Source organism: Streptomyces koelreuteriae (genome assembly GCF_018604545.1).
Lineage (GTDB): Bacteria > Actinomycetota > Actinomycetes > Streptomycetales > Streptomycetaceae > Streptomyces > Streptomyces koelreuteriae.
The window spans coordinates 6,915,859-6,930,512 of the sequence record NZ_CP075896.1; the positions used below are offsets into that span (position 1 = coordinate 6,915,859).

A 14,654-nucleotide genomic window follows, 5' to 3' on the forward strand; every position below is an offset into this window, starting at 1 on the left:
GCGTGTCGCCCGAGGAAGAGGAGCGAGGGCTGTGAGCGAGTCGGTGGCGCCCGGTGTGCGTGGCATGACGGTGGAGTCCGCGTTCGCCGGGATGACGAGCGTGTCCCCGGTGGTCTTCAAGGCGGGCTGCCCGGACTGCCGGGAGCGCTTCGAGCTCACCGCGGCCGCGCTGCGCCTCGCCATCGGTGCCACCAGCCGCACCACCTTCTACTCCTTCACCTGCCCGGAGTGCGGCGCGTCCGTCCGCAAGCCCGCGGGGGAGCGGATCGTCGAGCTGCTCACCGGCGGCGGTGTGCGGACCCTGCGGCTCGCTCCGACTCCCTGAGGGTCTGGGCGTCCGCCCCTCCGGGAGGGTCTAGGCTCGACGGCATGTTCTGGCCGATGTTCGCGGTAGCCGTGGGGTTCGTGGGTCTCGCCGTGCTCGGGGTGCTCGCCGTCCGGGTCTTCGTGGAGGCACAGCGCCTGGGCAGGCAGGTCACCGACTCCGCGCGCCGTATCAACCGGGCCGCCGAGGATCTGGAGCGGGCCGCGGGCAGCGCGGCCCGGTCTGTGGACGCCCTGTGAGCCGTTCAGCAGGCGGCTGTGAGTTGCGCTTTGGGCCACTTCGCCCTGTCACCTCCGTGGTCCGGACAGGTACGCTGCTGGTCGCGGCCCGGTTAACGAGGCACTGGCCGCGGACGGGAGTACGCACAGGGGATGCAGAGGGATTGCCTCACGTTTACCCCTGAGCGTTACGATCGCTGTCAACACGATCGTTCGGACATATGTCCGACCGGTCGGACAGCACCCCACCCCCAGCCGCCTCGGTGAGAAGGTAAAGACTTATGTTCGGAAGGCTCGGAGCCCCCGAGATCATTCTCATCCTCGTCGTCATCATCCTGCTGTTCGGCGCGAAGAAGCTTCCGGACATGGCTCGGTCGCTCGGCAAGTCCGCCCGCATCCTCAAGAGCGAGGCCAAGGCGATGAAGGACGAGAACAAGTCGTCCACGACCCCGGCCGGCCCGCCCAACAACGACGAGCAGTCCTCGCACCGCACCATCCAGGCAGCGCCCGGTGACGTGACCAGCTCGCGTCCGGTCAACGAGCCCACGGACACGACGAAGCGCTGAAGCCGGGCCGGTGACCTCCGGCCCGCCGCACGAGATGGGAACGTGGGTTGCTGAAGTCTGCCCGCAAGCAGGAGAAGGATCCCGAGGGGCGGATGCCCCTCGCGGAGCACCTTCGCGAGCTCCGCAACCGGCTCGCCAAGGCGATGCTGGCGATCGTCGTCATCACGATCGTCGCCGCCTTCTTCTACAACGACATCATCAACTTGATCACCAAGCCGATCCTCGACTCGGTCGGCTGTGACAAGACCTTCGAGGAACTCGCCAGGTCGCAGTCCTCCAAGCCGTGTGCGCAGATCACCATCAACGGTCTGATCGCCCCCTTCACGCTGGCACTGAAGGTTTCCCTGATGGCCGGTGTCGTGCTGGCCTCGCCGGTCTGGCTCTACCAGCTGTGGGCCTTCGTCGCGCCGGGCCTGCACCGGCACGAGCGGAAGTACGCGTACGCCTTCGTCGGCACGGGCGCCCCGCTGTTCATCATCGGCGCCTACTTCGCCTACACGGTGCTTCCCACCACCGCGAAGGTGCTCCTCGAATTCACCCCGGGCGGCACATCCAACCTTCTCCCGCTGGACGACCTGCTCGACCTGGTCATGCGGATGGTGCTCGTCTTCGGCCTCTCGTTCGAGCTGCCTCTGCTGCTGGTCATGCTCAACCTCACCGGAGCGCTCACCGGCAAGCGCATGCTCGGCTGGTGGCGCGGCATGATCATGGGCATCACCGTCTTCGCGGCCATCGCCACGCCCAGCACCGACCCGCTGACCATGCTCATGCTGGCCGGGCCGATCTGGGTCCTGTACTTCGCGGCCGTCGCGTTCTCCCTGCTCAACGACCGCCGCCGCAGCCGCCGCGACGCCCTGGGCCCCGACGACGACGAGGCCTCCGAGCTGGATCTCACGCCTGACGACATCGGCGAGATCGAACCCGTGACCACCAGCCGGGCCGCTCTGCCCGAGCAGGCGACTTCGGACCGCTCGGACCGGGTCAACGGTTATGACGACGTGACCTGAAGATCGGCAGGCAGCTCATAGGGTCGGTCGCGTGACCAGCGAGATCACCCTCTTCGTCAACCCCACCGCGGGCCGCGGCCGGGGCGCCCGCGCGGCGCAGCCGGCCGCTTCCGCTTTGCGGGCGGCCGGATTCTCGGTGCGTACGGTGCTCGGCGAGGACGCCGCCGACGCCCTGGTGCGCGCCCGTGCCGCCGTCGAGGGCGGCACCGGAGCGCTGATCGCCGTCGGCGGTGACGGCATGGCCAACCTCGCGCTGCGGGCGGTCGCGGGCACCCGCACCCCGCTCGGCCTGGTCGCCGTCGGCACCGGCAACGACTTCGCCCGCGCCCTCGGCCTGCCCGTGCGCGAGCCGGCCGCCGCGGGCCGCATGATCGCCGACGCCCTCAAGTGCGGCCGGATCCGCGACATCGACCTCGGCCGGGTCGGCGACCGCTGGTTCGGCACGGTCCTCGCCTCCGGCTTCGACTCCCGCGTCAACGACCGGGGCAACCGCATGCGCTGGCCCTCGGGCCGCCTCAAGTACGACCTGGCGATGATCGCCGAACTCGCCGAGTTCCGGCCCGTCCCGTACCGCATCCGGCTCGACGACGGGGAGCTTCGTGAGATCGAGGCGACTCTGGTGGCCGTCGGCAACGGCTCGTCGTACGGCGGCGGAATGCGGATCTGCCCCGGCGCCGACCTCACCGACGGGCTGTTCGACATCACCGTGGTCGGGGACTGCAGCCGCAGGACCCTGCTGCGGGTGTTTCCGAAGGTGTACCGGGGGACCCACGCCGAACATCCGGCGGTGACCGTCATGCGCGCGGCCCGGGTCGAGATCGCCGCCGAGGGGATCACCGGGTACGCGGACGGGGAGCCGCTCGGCCCGCTGCCGCTGAGCGCGCGCTGCGTGCGCGGGGGCGTGCGCGTCGTCGGCCCCTGAACTGCGCCGATCCCCGGTTTCACAGGAATGGATCCGGATAATGATCGTCCTGTTGTCAGTGCGGCCCGGTACGCTCGAAAGCACGATGACAGAGGACCTCTCACCGGCCGAGCGGTACGCGGCAGCCCGCAAGCGTGCTGTCGAGCAGGCCACCGCGCTCGCCTCCTTCCGCGAGATGTACGACTTCGGCCTCGACCCCTTCCAGATCGAGGCCTGCCAGGCGCTCGAGGCGGGCAAGGGCGTCCTGGTCGCCGCACCCACCGGCTCGGGCAAGACGATCGTGGGCGAGTTCGCCGTCCACCTCGCTCTCCAGCAGGGCAAGAAGTGCTTCTACACGACACCCATCAAGGCGCTGTCGAACCAGAAGTACGCCGACCTGTGCCGCCGCTACGGCACGGACAAGGTGGGCCTGCTCACCGGCGACAACAGCGTCAACTCCGACGCCCCGGTGGTCGTGATGACCACCGAGGTGCTGCGGAACATGCTGTACGCCGGTTCGCAGACCCTCCTGGGCCTCGGCTACGTGGTCATGGACGAGGTGCACTACCTCTCCGACCGGTTCCGGGGCGCCGTCTGGGAAGAAGTGATCATCCACCTCCCCGAGTCGGTCACGCTCGTGTCGCTGTCGGCGACCGTGTCGAACGCCGAGGAGTTCGGCGACTGGCTCGACACGGTCCGCGGTGACACCGAGGTGATCGTCTCCGAGCACCGGCCCGTGCCGCTGTTCCAGCACGTGCTCGCCGGGCGGCGGATGTACGACCTGTTCGAGGAGGGCGAGGGCCACAAGAAGGCCGTCAACCCCGACCTCACCCGCATGGCGCGCATGGAGGCGAGCCGGCCGTCGTACCAGGACCGCCGCCGTGGCCGGTCCATGCGCGAGGCCGACCGCGAGCGCGACCGCAGACAGCGCTCCCGGGTGTGGACGCCGAGCCGGCCCGAGGTCATCGAACGGCTCGACGCCGAGGGGCTGCTGCCCGCCATCACCTTCATCTTCAGCCGTGCCGCCTGCGAGGCCGCCGTCCAGCAGTGCCTGTACGCGGGCCTCAGGCTCAACGCCGACGAGGCCCGCGGTCGGGTCCGCGCGCTCGTCGAGGAGCGCACGTCGTCCATCCCGACCGAGGACCTGCATGTCCTCGGGTACTACGAATGGCTGGAGGGCCTGGAGCGCGGCATCGCCGCCCACCACGCGGGGATGCTGCCGACCTTCAAGGAGGTCGTCGAGGAGCTCTTCGTACGCGGCCTGGTCAAGGCCGTGTTCGCGACCGAGACCCTCGCCCTCGGCATCAACATGCCCGCCCGCTCGGTGGTGCTGGAGAAGCTCGTCAAGTGGAACGGCGAGCAGCACGCGGACATCACCCCGGGCGAGTACACACAGTTGACGGGGCGTGCGGGGCGACGCGGCATCGATGTCGAGGGCCACGCGGTGGTGCTCTGGCAGCGCGGTTCGAGCCCCGAGCACCTCGCCGGTCTGGCCGGGACGCGCACCTACCCGCTGCGCTCCAGCTTCAGGCCGTCGTACAACATGGCCGTCAACCTGGTCGAGCAGTTCGGCCGGCACCGTTCGCGCGAGCTGCTGGAGACGTCCTTCGCGCAGTTCCAGGCGGACAAGTCGGTCGTCGGCATCTCCCGCCAGGTACAGCGCAACGAGGAGGGTCTGGAGGGCTACAAGGCCTCGATGACCTGCCACCTCGGCGACTTCGAGGAGTACGCGCGGCTGCGCCGCGAACTGAAGGACCGTGAGAACGACCTGGCGCGGCAGGGCGCGGCACAGCGGCGCGCCGAGGCCGCCGTCGCGCTGGAGAAGCTGAAGCCCGGTGACATCATCCATGTGCCCACCGGCAAGTACGCGGGCCTGGCGCTGGTGCTGGACCCGGGCCTGCCCGCGGGCCGGTCGAACGGCCACCGGGGCTTCGAGCACCACGACGGGCCGCGCCCGCTGGTGCTGACCGCCGAGCGGCAGGTGAAGCGGCTGGCGTCCATGGACTTCCCGGTGCCGGTCGAGCCGCTGGAGCGGATGCGGATCCCGAAGTCCTTCAACCCGCGTTCCCCGCAGTCCCGTCGGGACCTCGCCTCCGCGCTGCGCACCAAGGCCGGGCACATCCCGGCCGACCGGCACCGCAAGCGGCGCTCCCAGGCGGCCGACGACCGCGAGATCGCCCGGCTGCGGACCGAGCTGCGCGCGCACCCCTGCCACGGGTGCGACGACCGTGAGGACCACGCCCGTTGGGCCGAGCGCTACCACCGCCTGCTGCGGGACACCGGGCAGCTGGAGCGGCGCATCGAGGGCCGTACGAACACCATCGCGCGGACCTTCGACCGTATCGTCGCGCTGCTGACCGAGCTCGACTATCTGCGCGCCGACGAGGTCACCGAGCACGGCAAGCGGCTCGCGCGGCTCTACGGCGAGCTGGACCTGCTCGCCAGCGAGTGCCTGCGCGAGGGCGTCTGGGAAGGGCTCGGTCCGGCCGAACTGGCGGGCTGCGTCTCGGCGTTGGTGTACGAGGCGCGTGCGGCGGACGACGCGATGGCGCCGAAGCTGCCGTCGGGGAAGGCCAAGGCCGCGCTGGGCGAGATGGTGCGGATCTGGGGGCGGCTGGACGCGCTGGAGGAGGAGTTCCGGATCACCCAGACCGAGGGTGTCGGGCAGCGTGAGCCGGACCTGGGGTTCGCCTGGGCCGCGTACATGTGGGCCTCCGGGGCGGGGCTGGACGAGGTGCTGCGCGAGGCGGAGATGCCGGCGGGGGACTTCGTGCGGTGGTGCAAGCAGGTCATCGATGTGCTGGGGCAGATCGCGGCGGCGGCGCCGCAGGGGTCTTCCGTGGTGAAGAACGCGCGTAAGGCTGTTGATCTGTTGCTGCGGGGGGTTGTCGCCTACTCGTCGGTGGGGTGATCGTTTGCTGCGCGGGTGTCCGCCCGGATGTGGTTGCTCGCGCAGTTCCCCGCGCCCCTTAAGGGGCGATGTTCTGAAGGCCACTCACTCGTCACGGTGAGTGGTTTTCGTATGCCCGTACGTCGTTACGTACGGCATTCGAATGATCTCGCAGCGTGTAAACGACCGAGCGTACTATCCCCTCGCGTCCGGTTTCCGGTGGATGCCGAATATGACACGGCGATGATCCGGTCGGACTAAGCTCGCCCGCAGCGCACCGGCTTGAGATGAATTCGTGCGCTTGTTCCCCAATTGTGCGGAACTCCAGCCGACTCCTGTCAGAAGGCCTACATGGTGAGTGTTCAATCCCCTCCCGTTCGCCGTGAACTTCCCTACGCGCGCGTGCTGTTGCTGCCGGCCATAGCGATGGCCGCGGCGTCCGGAACCGCCGTCGCCCTGGTGACGGAGTCGGCCCGGCTCGCCGTCGGCTGGTGCGGCGGCCTCGCCACCGCGCTGGTGATCGCGACGGCAGCCGAGGCGGTCCGCCGCGGCCGTGCCCTGCGGAACCAGCGTGCCGAGCACGCCCGTCACAGCGCGTATCTGGAACAGCGGATCGCCGGCCACGAGCACGAACTGGTCCGCTTCACACGGGAGATCGTCCCCGCCGCGCTCGACCTGCTGCGCACCGGAGAGTCCCCCAGGGAGGTGATCCGCAAGCTCGGCCTGGCCAACCCCGCCTACCGCGACCTCCCCGCGCCGGAGGTCGAGACGCTGCTGACGGTGCTCAGGATCGTCGACCACGAAGTGACCATGCGTGACGCCGCCGCTCGCTCCTTCGTCACGGTCGCCCGCCGCGTCCAGGCGATCGCCCACCAGCAGGCCGAGGAACTCCGGGAGATGGAGGAGGACCACGGCCGCAACCCCGAGGTCTTCGACGACCTGCTGCGCATCGACCACGGCAACGCGCTGATCGGCCGCCTCGCCGACTCCGTCTCCGTCCTCGGCGGCGGACGCCCCGGCCGGCAGTGGCCCGAGCCGGTGTCCCTGTACAGCACGCTGCGCGGCGCCATGTCCCGCATCCTGGAGTACCGGCGCATCCAGCTGTCCTCCATCGCCAAGATCAGCGTCAAGGGCATCTACGTCGAGCCCGTCATCCACGCCGCCGCCGAACTCCTCGACAACGCCACGCGCTACTCGCCGCCGCAGACCAAGGTGCACGTCACCGCCACCGAGGTGCAGACCGGCGTCTGCATCGAGATCGAGGACGGCGGTGTCAACCTCAACGAGGAGGCACGGGCCCGGATCGAGGGCATGCTGGAGGCGGCAAAGGCGGGCGTCGACCTCCAGGACATCGGTGAGCACCCGCGACTGGGCCTGGCCGTCGTCGGCCGCCTCTGCACGGCGTACAACATGCAGGTCTCGCTACGGGCCTCCGCGTACGGCGGCGTCCGCGCCATCCTCATCGTGCCGAGCGAGATGATCACCCACGAGCCCGGCGTCGGACTCGCCCACGGCATCGGCGCCACCGGCATCCCCATGACGGTCGGCATCCCCGAGGGCCCCAAGCGCGCACCCAAGAGGCGGCGCCCCACCATGCCGAAGATCCCCGCGACGGTCTCCCTTGAGGACGACGACGTCCCCGAGGTGACGGAGTGGACGACGAACGGTCTGCCGCAGCGCCGCAGCCGGGTGAAGACGCCGCTCGCCGAGCGGCTCGCCCAGCAGGCCGCCAACGAGAAGGCCGACCGGGAGGCCGCCGAACGGGGCGAGTACAACCCCTGGGCGGCGATGTCGGAGCCCGAGACCAAGCCCCTGCGCGACATGTCGGCCCCCGACGCCCCCGGCAAGGGCCTCGAGGCCTTCTGGGAGGGACTCAAGCAGGGCATCGAACCCGGCACGCACCCGACCGACTTCATCCGGAACCCGACCAAGTACCTGCACCTGATCAACGACCCGGCCCCCAGCGAGGCCGACGACGAGGGGGACCTCAAGTGATCCAGCAGCGAGGCAACTTCGACTGGATGCTCAAGCAACTCGCCGACGGCGTGCCGGGCATCGAGATGATCGTGGTGCTCTCGGCCGACGGACTGCGCATCGCCCGCCACGGCGGCGAGCCCGACGCGGCCGACCGGGTCGCCGCGGCCTGCGCCGGCCTGCAGTCCCTCGCGGGCAGCATCTGCCAGGAACTCACGGTCGGCGACGGCGAGATGAAGCTCGTCATGATCGAGATCGACCGCGGCTACTTCTATCTGATGAACGCCGGAGCCAACGCCTTCCTCGCGGTGCTCTCCGACGTGCGGTGCGAACCGGGCCGGATGAGCGCGATGATGCGCGACCTCGTCGTCCGGATCGGCGGTCATCTGACCAGTCCGCCCCGGCGCAACGGGCAGATCGTATGACGCCTCCGCAACGCCAGCGGCGCGACCCCACCACCCCGGAACCGCCCCCGCAGCAGGACGGCGAGGGCAAGCCCAGGAACCCGGAGCGGATGTACGTGGTGGCGGGCCCCGACGGCGAACGGGCCGAGCTCGACCTGGTCACGTTAATCGTGGCGCGTGCCGAAGACCCGCCGCCTTCCGCCTCCCCCGAGCAGGCGGCGCTGCTCCGGCTCTGCGCCGCCCCCCTGTCCGTGGCCGAGCTGTCGGCCTACCTCAACCTGCCGTTCAGTGCGATGGGCGTGCTGCTCACCGAGCTGCTGACGGCGGAACTGGTGCAGGCGCGCGCCCCGATCGTGCGCCGGTCACGCACCGACCGTTCCCTCCTCGAAGCGGTGATGAATGGACTTCAAAGGCTCTGACACCATCCCGGGCCCCCGGGCCGAGGACCAGTTGCCCCACACGGCACAGTCCGCGGCCAAGATCGTGATCGTGGGTGGCTTCGGCGTCGGCAAGACCACCATGGTCGGCTCGGTCAGCGAGATCACACCGCTGACCACCGAGGAGACCATGACGCAGGCCGGCATCGGTGTCGACGACAACTTCGGCTCCGCGTCCAAGACGGCCACCACCGTCGCCATGGACTTCGGCCGCATCAGCATCACCGACCAACTGGTGCTCTACCTCTTCGGCACACCCGGCCAGCAGCGCTTCTGGTTCCTGTGGAACGGCCTCTTCGAGGGCGCGCTCGGTGCGGTGGTGCTGGTCGACACCCGTCGGCTGGAGGTCAGCTTCGATGTCATGGGACGCCTGGAGGACCGCGGCGTGCCGTTCGTCGTCGCGGTCAACTCCTTCCCGGACGCGCCCCGTTACGACCTCGAGGAGCTGCGCACGGCCCTCGACATCACCCCGGACATCCCGATCATGGAGTGCGACGTACGCCGCCGGGCCTCCAGCCGTGACGTCCTGATGACCCTCATGCGCTTCCTGCACTCGCTCGCCATGACGGGCGCGCGCCGCTGATCCCGCGCCCGCCCGTCCCTGTTCGTACCTGTTCGACCCACCCCCACATTCCCCCCCCAGACACCTGGATTCACTTCAGTTTCGGAGCGACCACTGTGACGCCTGAATCCCACGCCCCGACCGACACGGACGCCTCCCGCCCCGGCCCGCCCCCAGGCTGCCCCGCACACGGCCTCGGGCCCGGCGGACTGCACCGGCTGCACGAGTCGGAGGATCTGGGAGCGCTGTACGAGCAGCTGCGGAAGGACCACGGCCCCGTGGCGCCCGTGCTGCTCCACGACGACGTACCGATCTGGGTCGTCCTCGGCCATGCCGAGAACCTGCACATGGTGCGCTCGCCCTCGCAGTTCTGCCGGGACAGCCGTATCTGGACCCCGCTGAAGGACGGCCTGGTCAAGCCCGACCACCCGCTGATGCCGCACATCGCCTGGCAGCCCATCGCCTCGCACGCCGAGGGCGATGAGCACAAGCGGCTGCGCGGCGCTGTCATGGGCGCCATCTCGACCATCGACTTCCGCAGCCTGCGCCGCTACATCAACCGCAGCACGCAGGCCATCGTCAACCGCTTCTGCGAGCAGGGCGAGGCCGACCTCGTCGGCCAGTTCGCCGAGCATCTGCCGATGGCCGTGATGTGCGAGATCCTCGGCATGGCCGACGAGTACAACGACCGTCTCGTCGAGGCCGCCCGCGACGCGCTCAAGGGCACCGAGACCGCCATCGCCAGCCACTCCTACGTCATGGACGCCCTGAGCCGGCTCACCGCACGGCGCCGCGCCCAGCCGGAGGAGGACTTCGCCAGCTACCTGATCACCCACCCGGCCCGGCTGACCGACGACGAGGTCAGGGAGCACCTGCGCCTGGTGCTCTTCGCCGCCTACGAGGCCACCACCAATCTGCTGTCCAACGTGCTGCTCACGGTGCTGATCGACCCGCGCTTCCGGGCCCAGCTCAACGGCGGCCAGATGACGGTGCCGGAGGCGGTGGAGCAGTCCCTGTGGAACGAGCCGCCGTTCAGTACGGTCTTCGCCTACTTCGCCAAGCAGGAGACCGAACTGGGCGGTCAGCGCATCCGCCGGGGCGACGGACTGCTCTTCGCCCCGGCCCCGGCCAACGTCGACCCTCGGGTCCGGCCCGATCTGTCCGCCAGCATGCAGGGCAATCGCTCCCACCTCGCGTTCGGCGGCGGGCCGCACGAGTGCCCCGGGCAGGACGTCGGCCGTTCCATCGCCGATGTCGGCGTGGACGCGCTGCTGATGCGGCTGCCCGATGTCGAACTCGACTGCGACGAGGAGGAGTTGCGCTGGACGGCGTCCATCGCCTCCCGGCATCTGGTGGAGATGCCGGTGCAGTTCTCGCCCAAGCCGCCGCAGGACGTGACGGAGCCGCCGAGCCACAAGCAGGTCCCGGCGCAGCGCTCCGACTGGCAGATCGGCAGCCCGCAGCCGCAGGCCGCACCGGCCGCCGCGCAAGCCGCACCGAGCGTCGCGCAGCCCGCGTCACCGGCCGCCGCACAGCCGTATCCGGCTCCGGCGCAGCCCCAGTCGGCCCCGGTGTACCCGCAGGTTCAGCCGACGGCGCAGGAACCGGTCCGCGGCAAGGGCGCCTGGCAGCGCTTCCTGAGCTGGTGGCGCGGCTACTGACCGGCTGACGGGCCGTCGTACGTCCCGGCGGCCCACCGGTCGTACGACGTCCAGGCCGCGAGTTCCCGGCCGCTGCGGACGCGGTGTTCCTCGCCCGTGACCGGGTCGGTGAACGCGAGGGCCCGTGCCAGCAGTTGGAGCGGGCGCCGGAAGTCACCGGCCGGCACGGGGTCGGTCACCTCCGGGTAGAGCGGGTCGCCGAGGATGGGCACGCCCAGCGCGGTCATGTGCACCCGGAGCTGGTGTGTCTGCCCGGTGCCGGGCACCAGCCGGTACCGGGCGAGTCCGTCGGCTCCTTCCGGGCGGTGCCCGAGGAGTTCGACACGGCTCACGGCGTTCGGCTCGCCCGTCACCTCCTGGGCCTGGAGCACCCCGCGCTCCTTCACGATCCGGCTGCGCATGGTCCGGGGGAGGGTGAGGGCGGGGTCGTACGGGGCGACGGCCTCGTACTCCTTGTGAACCAGGCGGTTGCTGAACAGCGTCTGGTACGCGCCGCGCTCCTCGGGGCGCACGGTGAACAGCACGAGCCCCGCGGTGAGCCGGTCCAGACGGTGTGCGGCGCCGAGTGCGGGGATGCCCAGCTCTCTGCGCAGCCTGGCCAGCGCGGTCTCGGTGACGTGGCTCCCGCGCGGGGTGGTGGCGAGGAAGTGGGGCTTGTCGACGACGACGATGTGCTCGTCCCGGTGCACGACCTCCAGCGGGAAGGGCACCGGCACTTCCTCGGGCAGGTCCCGGTGGAACCACACGAACATGCCCGGCAGGTACGGTGCGTCCGCCGCCACGGCCCGTCCGTCCGCCCCGACGATCCGCCCCGCGTCGAACAGCCCGTCGACGACCCCGGCACCCGCCCCGCTGAGCCGCTCCACCAAGTACTCGCGCACCGTGGCCCATGCCCCCACGACGGGCAGCCGCACCCGCACCGGATCCACGCCGTGGCGCTGCGGCAGGGGCGAGGGCGGGATGCGCGGCTTGCGTCTCATCGCGGCCCAGCGTACGAGGCCCGGTGCGCCGGGCGGAAAACCATTGGGGCCGTGCCTCACGTCCTTGCCAGGATGCGGGGCATGCCGTTCCTCACCAGCCCGGTCCTGACCGCCGGGACCCTCGCCCGCCGCCCGCAGCCCACCCTCGCCAGCGGCGACGGACTCCTCCTGCGCCCCTGGCGGGCCGAGGACGCGCCCGCGGTGCATGAGGTGTTCCAGGATCCCGTGATGCACCAGTGGCACGCCCGGGCCGCCGACTCCGAGGAGGAGGTCGCCGGCTGGATCCGCGACTGGCACCGGGCCTGGGAGGAGGAACGGGAGGCGCACTGGGCCGTCACCGACGCGGACTCCGGCTCGCTGCTGGGGCGGGTCGCGCTGCGCGAGATACGGCTCGACGACGGTACGGCGGAGGTGGCGTACTGGACCGTCCCGGCGGCACGGGGGCGGGGCATCGCCGTACGCGCCGCGGGCGCGCTGACCCGCTGGGCCCTCGACGAGACCGGCTTCCACCGCCTGGAACTGCTGCACGCCGTACGCAACGAGGCGTCCTGCCGCGTCGCCTCCAGGACGGGGTTCACCCTGGAGGGCACGAAGCGCGGTGCCGTGCTGCATCCGGACGGCCGGCACGACATGCATCTGCACGCGCGGGTGCGGGGCGACTGAGACCGGGAGGGTGTCGGGCTCGCCTCGCTCAGGCGGCCGGGCTGCTCTCCTGCTCCGCCTCGATGCGCGCGTTCCAGTCCCGCTTCGAGGCCTGCCAGCCGTCCTCGTTGTGGCCGCGCCGCCAGTAGCCGGAGATCGACAGGTCCTCGCGCGCGATCTGGCGCTCGACCCGGAGCAGATGGCGCAGCTCCTTCACGAAGTGCGCCTCGCCGTGCACGAAGGCGTGGACCCGGCCCTCGGGGAACTCCAGGTTCCGCACGGCCTCGACCAGCGCCTCGCCGATGGGCCGGTCGCCGCGGTGCAGCCAGACGACGTCCACGTCCGAGTCGATCTTCTGCTCCTCCTCGGGGCCGGAGATCTCCACGAAGGCGACGGCCTTGGCGCCGCGCGGCAGGGCCTCCAGGGCGCAGGCGATCGCGGGCAGCGCGCTCTCGTCACCGACGAGCAGATGCCAGTCGGCGTCGGGGTCGGGCGCGTACGCCCCGCCCGGTCCCATGAAGCGCACGGTCTCGCCCGGCTGGACGCGGGCCGCCCAGGGACCGGCCAGGCCCTCGTCGCCGTGGACGACGAAGTCCAGGGTCAGCTCGCGGTGCTCGGCGTCCCACTGGCGCACCGTGTACGTCCGGGTCACCGGCCACTGCTCGCGGGGCACCTCGTCGCGGATGCGCTGCATGTCGAAGGGCTCCGGGTAGGTCACACCCTCGGGCGGGAACAGCAGCTTCACATAGTGGTCGGTGCACGTGCCCGCCGCGAAGTCGGCGAGGCCCTCGCCGCCGAGCACCACGCGCTGCATGTGCGGCGTCAGCCGCTCGGTGCGGACGACCTGAGCGGAATGCGGCTTGCGCGGCTGGCGTCCGGGTCGCTCTGCCATGAGGACCTCCCTGTCTCGCATAGTTAGGCTTACCTAAGTTAGCACCTCGCCCCCACTTAACACCTCCCGAATGAGAGGTTCATGAACACCGTCGGCCTCCGGAAGGCCGTCGGCCCGCCCCCGTCACACCTCCAGCGTGGTCAGCAGACGCTCCAGTGAGCCGCCCAGTCCCCAGCGGGTCGCCAGGGTCCGAAGCTCCTCCGGGTCGCGCGGGGACCGGGGCAGCGCCGTGGTGACGTCCGGCAGCGGTACGTCGTCCGCGACCCGGACCACCTTCGGCGCGACCGCGAGATAGGGGCGCGATTCGTCGAGCCGCCTGCGCTGGGTCGGCGTGAGCTTCGACCGCCGGTCCTCGACCGCCGCCATGATCCCGGCCAGGTCCCCGTACTCGGCCAGCAGCTTGGCGGCCGTCTTCTCTCCGATGCCCGGCACGCCCGGCAGGCCGTCGCTGGGGTCGCCGCGCAGCAGGGCCAGATCCGCGTACCCGCTCCCGGCGACCCCATACTTCTCGCGGAGCCATGCCTCGTCGGTGAGCTGGAGCGTGCCCACGCCCTTCAGCGGGTACAGGACGCGCACCCCGCGGGCGTCGTCCACCAGCTGATACAGGTCCCGGTCGCCCGTGACGATGTCGACCGGGCCCTTCGCCCGCGCGGTGAACGTGCCGATCACGTCGTCCGCCTCGTACCCCGCGACGCCCACGCGCGCGATGCCCAGCGCGTCCAGCACCGCCTCGATGACCGGCACCTGCGGCGACAGTGTGTCGGGCACCTCTTCCTCGTCGGGGCCGGCCGCGCGCTCCTCGGCGACGCGGTGCGCCTTGTACGAGGGGATCAGCTCCACCCGCCACTGCGGCCGCCAGTCGGCGTCCATGCAGGCCACGAGCTGGTCGGGCCGGTGGTCCTTGACCAGGCGGTCGATGAAGTCGAGCAGTCCGCGCACGGCGTTCACCGGTGTGCCGTCCGGAGCCCGGACCGAGTCCGGGACGCCGAAGTAGGCGCGGAAGTACAGGGAGGCGGTGTCGAGGAGCATCAGTCGTCCGGTCACGCCACGCATCATGCCGTACGTCACTGACAGCCACTCGCCGCTGCGCAGCGCGTTGCGGTGTGTGCGTTCTGTGTGAGGCGCCCCACTTGTGGGTTTGCTTTCCGCGATCCAGGGGAGGCGCCGCCGCAGAGCGAGGCTGGTTGCGCATTTC

General features: G+C 70.8%; 15 protein-coding genes. 12 read left to right on the plus strand and 3 right to left on the minus strand.

Features of this window, described 5'->3' with window-relative positions:
• The first annotated feature begins 31 nt into the window (after positions 1-31).
• From KJK29_RS31155 to KJK29_RS31205, 11 genes are all read left to right on the plus strand, one after another.
• Positions 32-325 (plus strand): CpXC domain-containing protein, encoded by a 294-nt coding sequence (locus tag KJK29_RS31155; protein ID WP_215122504.1) that lies wholly within the window; start codon positions 32-34, stop codon positions 323-325.
• A 44-nt stretch (positions 326-369) separates the two neighbouring features.
• Positions 370-564 carry a hypothetical protein gene (locus KJK29_RS31160; protein WP_184597413.1) on the plus strand — a complete coding sequence of 65 codons (195 nt, stop codon included), beginning with the start codon at positions 370-372 and terminating at the stop codon, positions 562-564.
• A 260-nt stretch (positions 565-824) separates the two neighbouring features.
• Positions 825-1,109 carry a Sec-independent protein translocase subunit TatA gene (gene tatA / locus KJK29_RS31165; protein WP_215122505.1) on the plus strand — a complete coding sequence of 95 codons (285 nt, stop codon included), beginning with the start codon at positions 825-827 and terminating at the stop codon, positions 1,107-1,109.
• 47 nt (positions 1,110-1,156) lie between these two features.
• A complete protein-coding gene (gene tatC, locus KJK29_RS31170; protein WP_215122506.1) occupies positions 1,157-2,116 on the plus strand; it encodes a twin-arginine translocase subunit TatC in 960 nt (319 codons plus the stop codon).
• 31 nt (positions 2,117-2,147) lie between these two features.
• A complete protein-coding gene (locus tag KJK29_RS31175) occupies positions 2,148-3,038 on the plus strand; it encodes a diacylglycerol kinase (protein ID WP_215122507.1) in 891 nt (296 codons plus the stop codon).
• Positions 3,039-3,078: 40 nt separating this feature from the next.
• Positions 3,079-5,928 (plus strand): DEAD/DEAH box helicase, encoded by a 2,850-nt coding sequence (locus KJK29_RS31180; RefSeq protein WP_215122508.1) that lies wholly within the window; start codon positions 3,079-3,081, stop codon positions 5,926-5,928.
• Between the two features lie 330 nt (positions 5,929-6,258).
• Positions 6,259-7,902, plus strand: coding sequence for a sensor histidine kinase (locus tag KJK29_RS31185; protein ID WP_215122509.1), 1,644 nt, complete (start codon positions 6,259-6,261; stop codon positions 7,900-7,902).
• Positions 7,899-8,306, plus strand: a complete 408-nt coding sequence (locus tag KJK29_RS31190) for a roadblock/LC7 domain-containing protein (protein WP_215122510.1) — start codon at positions 7,899-7,901, stop codon at positions 8,304-8,306. The genes KJK29_RS31185 and KJK29_RS31190 overlap by 4 nt, the downstream gene beginning before the upstream one ends.
• Positions 8,303-8,704: a DUF742 domain-containing protein gene (locus tag KJK29_RS31195; protein ID WP_215122511.1), complete on the plus strand. Its 402-nt coding sequence runs from the start codon at positions 8,303-8,305 to the stop codon at positions 8,702-8,704. Before KJK29_RS31190 ends, KJK29_RS31195 begins: the two co-directional genes overlap by 4 nt.
• Positions 8,685-9,305 (plus strand): GTP-binding protein, encoded by a 621-nt coding sequence (locus KJK29_RS31200; RefSeq protein ID WP_215122512.1) that lies wholly within the window; start codon positions 8,685-8,687, stop codon positions 9,303-9,305. Before KJK29_RS31195 ends, KJK29_RS31200 begins: the two co-directional genes overlap by 20 nt.
• Positions 9,306-9,400: 95 nt before the next feature.
• Positions 9,401-10,945: a cytochrome P450 gene (locus KJK29_RS31205; RefSeq protein WP_215122513.1), complete on the plus strand. Its 1,545-nt coding sequence runs from the start codon at positions 9,401-9,403 to the stop codon at positions 10,943-10,945.
• Here KJK29_RS31205 and KJK29_RS31210 read toward each other — a convergent pair.
• A complete protein-coding gene (locus KJK29_RS31210; RefSeq protein ID WP_215122514.1) occupies positions 10,939-11,925 on the minus strand; it encodes an RluA family pseudouridine synthase in 987 nt (328 codons plus the stop codon). The two genes, KJK29_RS31205 and KJK29_RS31210, sit on opposite strands and share 7 nt — an antisense overlap.
• Positions 11,926-12,006: 81 nt before the next feature.
• On the opposite strand from KJK29_RS31210, the gene KJK29_RS31215 reads away from it, so the two are divergent.
• Complete coding sequence (locus KJK29_RS31215) at positions 12,007-12,588, plus strand: GNAT family N-acetyltransferase (RefSeq protein ID WP_215124521.1); 582 nt, start codon at positions 12,007-12,009, stop codon at positions 12,586-12,588.
• 28 nt (positions 12,589-12,616) lie between these two features.
• Here KJK29_RS31215 and KJK29_RS31220 read toward each other — a convergent pair whose 3' ends face one another.
• Together KJK29_RS31220 and KJK29_RS31225 are read right to left on the minus strand one after the other, a co-directional pair.
• A complete protein-coding gene (locus KJK29_RS31220) occupies positions 12,617-13,459 on the minus strand; it encodes a siderophore-interacting protein (RefSeq protein ID WP_215122515.1) in 843 nt (280 codons plus the stop codon).
• A gap of 123 nt (positions 13,460-13,582) precedes the next feature.
• The gene (locus KJK29_RS31225) at positions 13,583-14,512 is read right to left on the minus strand and encodes a 5'-3' exonuclease (protein WP_251058147.1); all 930 of its coding nucleotides are present in this window, start codon (positions 14,510-14,512) and stop codon (positions 13,583-13,585) included.
• Positions 14,513-14,654: the final 142 nt, after the last annotated feature.